Origin of the sequence: Zhengella mangrovi (genome assembly GCF_002727065.1) — a bacterium.
Lineage (GTDB): Bacteria > Pseudomonadota > Alphaproteobacteria > Rhizobiales > Rhizobiaceae > Zhengella > Zhengella mangrovi.
In genome coordinates, this window is sequence record NZ_PDVP01000044.1 from 1 (window position 1) to 2,436 (window position 2,436).

Annotated in this window: 4 protein-coding genes; 2 read left to right on the plus strand and 2 right to left on the minus strand. The window is 55.0% G+C overall.

Annotated features, from left to right (window positions below; translation table 11 throughout):
- Window positions 1-203 (minus strand): hypothetical protein (locus tag CSC94_RS24950; protein ID WP_205853413.1); only part of this gene is annotated, 203 nt, incomplete at its 3' end.
- A gap of 55 nt (window positions 204-258) precedes the next feature.
- Between CSC94_RS24950 and CSC94_RS24415 the strand changes: the two genes are divergently transcribed.
- Window positions 259-522 carry a hypothetical protein gene (locus CSC94_RS24415; protein ID WP_165784587.1) on the plus strand — a complete coding sequence of 88 codons (264 nt, stop codon included), beginning with the start codon at window positions 259-261 and terminating at the stop codon, window positions 520-522.
- A 135-nt stretch (window positions 523-657) separates the two neighbouring features.
- On the opposite strand, the gene CSC94_RS23830 is transcribed toward CSC94_RS24415, so the two are convergent.
- Entirely contained in the window at window positions 658-1,464 is an 807-nt protein-coding gene (locus tag CSC94_RS23830; RefSeq protein ID WP_099308848.1) for a LysR substrate-binding domain-containing protein, read from the minus strand.
- Between the two features lie 271 nt (window positions 1,465-1,735).
- Between CSC94_RS23830 and CSC94_RS24420 the strand changes: the two genes are divergently transcribed.
- Window positions 1,736-2,436 (plus strand): TadE/TadG family type IV pilus assembly protein (locus tag CSC94_RS24420; RefSeq protein WP_133123093.1); only part of this gene is annotated, 701 nt, incomplete at its 3' end.

The window sequence follows — 2,436 nt, forward strand, 5'->3', positions numbered from 1 at the left end:
AAAAGATGCCTGGCAAGGCTCACGCCCTCGCAAGCCGGTTCCAAGGTGCTTCCGTCAGCCGCACTGAACCGGCGGCCCTGCGCATCTGGCACAATTCCAATAAAGGCAAGAAGCCCATCGCCAGGTGCCGCTGCATAGCGTCTGAGGCCGTACGCCGTGATCACGCGGTCATCCATAACGCAACCAATGACACAGCCGATCATGCTAGCCCCTGGCGTTGTGCTGGCGGCAACCGACACTGGCCGATGATTGAGCCCGTTGATTATTCCGGTCGCACTTTCATGGTCTGTCCTATCTCCGAGCGGCAATGGCGTCTCCTGCCACAGTCCGGAAGAGAACGCCAAAGACAAGCACTCTGCCATGGCCGTGACGGCGCGGGCATCGTCGAAAGAAGGCCGCCAAAGGCTTACCTTTCCCTTCGGCAAGTCCAGTTTGGAAATCCCGGTTCCGTGTGCCGCCCGTGAGGTCATTTTCTCACCTATTTTCTTTGCAGAAAAATATGAACCGAACCTCTACGAGTAGATTATCACCGGTATGGTCAGTAAGCAAAATGACCCCAGCGACAGCTCGAATTGGCGGGAATTTCAAGGTCTGAGCCGAACTGCATGCCGGACATCGCGAACGCGTCCCGGACACCTAAGAAATCCAGCTCTGAGATCAACCTTCAAGCAGTTCTGAAACGGATTGCCGGAAGTCGATTGCCAGTTCGATCACCCAATCACGAAATCGCTTCTGTATCGGGCTGAATCGACGTCCGCTGACCGAGAGCAGCCGGTAACGATACCCCGTTGGCATTCTCTTTTCAGTGCCGAAAGGCAGGACAAGCGATCCGCCAACGATGGAATCGTAGGCCTCGGTAATGCCACATAGGACAAGACCGTTTCCCGCAAGCGCAGCCTGCAGGCCGGAACTTATTTCCGAATAGCGGACGCCACCGGAATTCGGATCCCCATCGACATTGAATTTTTGGCACCAATCCTGCCATCCGGACCATTGCGGATCGGGCGTGCGGTTGTCCAGGTGAACGATTGGTATCCCGCGCAGCGACTTCACGGTCCCGGACAGCTCATATCGGTCACGGAAGCCCGGCGTGCAGACAGGGAGGACCTCGTCGCCGAAAAGGTCGATCGCATCGAGACCGGCCTCCGGCGGCGGGCTGTAGCGAATGGCGAAATCGAATCCGTCCGCGACAAGATCAATTCGCCGGTTCGAGGCGTTGAGACGCAGGTCCACTGCGGAGTTCTGCCGATAGAAATCGGAAATCCGCTTGGTGAACCAGTTTTCGGCAAAGGATTCCGGCAGCGTCACCGCAACCCGGTTGACGGTGTGATCTTCGTTGAGTTCCGAAAGCACCTCGGCAATTACCGAGAATCCTGTTGTCAGCCTTGGCTTGAGACGCAACGCTTCCTCGGTCGGGATTGCGCCGACGGCGGACAGATCGACGAGTACAAGTTTCTCGGCCATCCGAGGATTGCAGGCCACAGCCCGACTCTCTGCGAAACAGGTCTTGTCAGCTCAAGACGGCTCGAACTTTCTTCGGCGAGATCGCTGCGTAACGGCGCGGTCGCCCTACACTATAGGCGCGCCCGCTGATGGAACGATGTGATGCATAAGTCTTGATAAATTTCTAGCGCGCGACCTGATAGGGAAAATCCAACCTAAATTATTAGAAGAGCTTTAGATTTATTGCGATATTCCCTGAAGGCTGAGAGGTCCTTGTTACGGAAAGCAGACCATGATCAACCATTTTTGGCGTGATCGACGCGGCAATTTCACAACCCTCGGCGGCATGCTCTTTTTCATCCTGGCATTGGGCGCAGGTGTCGCTCTCAACCTTGTTGATATCGAGAACCGTCGGTCAGCATTTCAGCAAGCTATTGATAGTGCAGTTCTGGCCGCTGCCGCACGTCCTGATCTGGATTTGAAAGCGCGGATCGCCATTGCCGAAAATATGGTCGGTTCAAATTCCCTGAACGATTGCACTGATTCCAAGACATCATTCCAAATCGCCAATGATGTTGTTACTGGCAGCCTCTACTGCCAGCACGTCACGCTGTTCAATCAAATTGTCAATCCAGGATTTACAAAGATCAATGTTGATGCCGCTGCCAAAGTTTTGCGGGGCGATCCAATGTGCATATTGGCGCTCAATCCTAGCGCGAGCAAAGCATTGCTGGCGAGTGGCGGATCAAACATTGTCGCCAATGGCTGCTCAGTCCATGTCAACTCATCGAGCACGGATGCAGTGGTATTCTCCGGTGGGGCGACACTGAGCAGCAAAAGCAATTGCTTCGTGGGAGGTGTCAAGCAGGGGCTTTCCGATATGACCCCGCCACCCGAGCCATCGTGCGATCCGGTCAACGATCCTTTCAAGTCCTTGTTGAAGCCGGCGACAGGCAGCTGCGATTACACGAATTTCGACGAGAATACGGACAT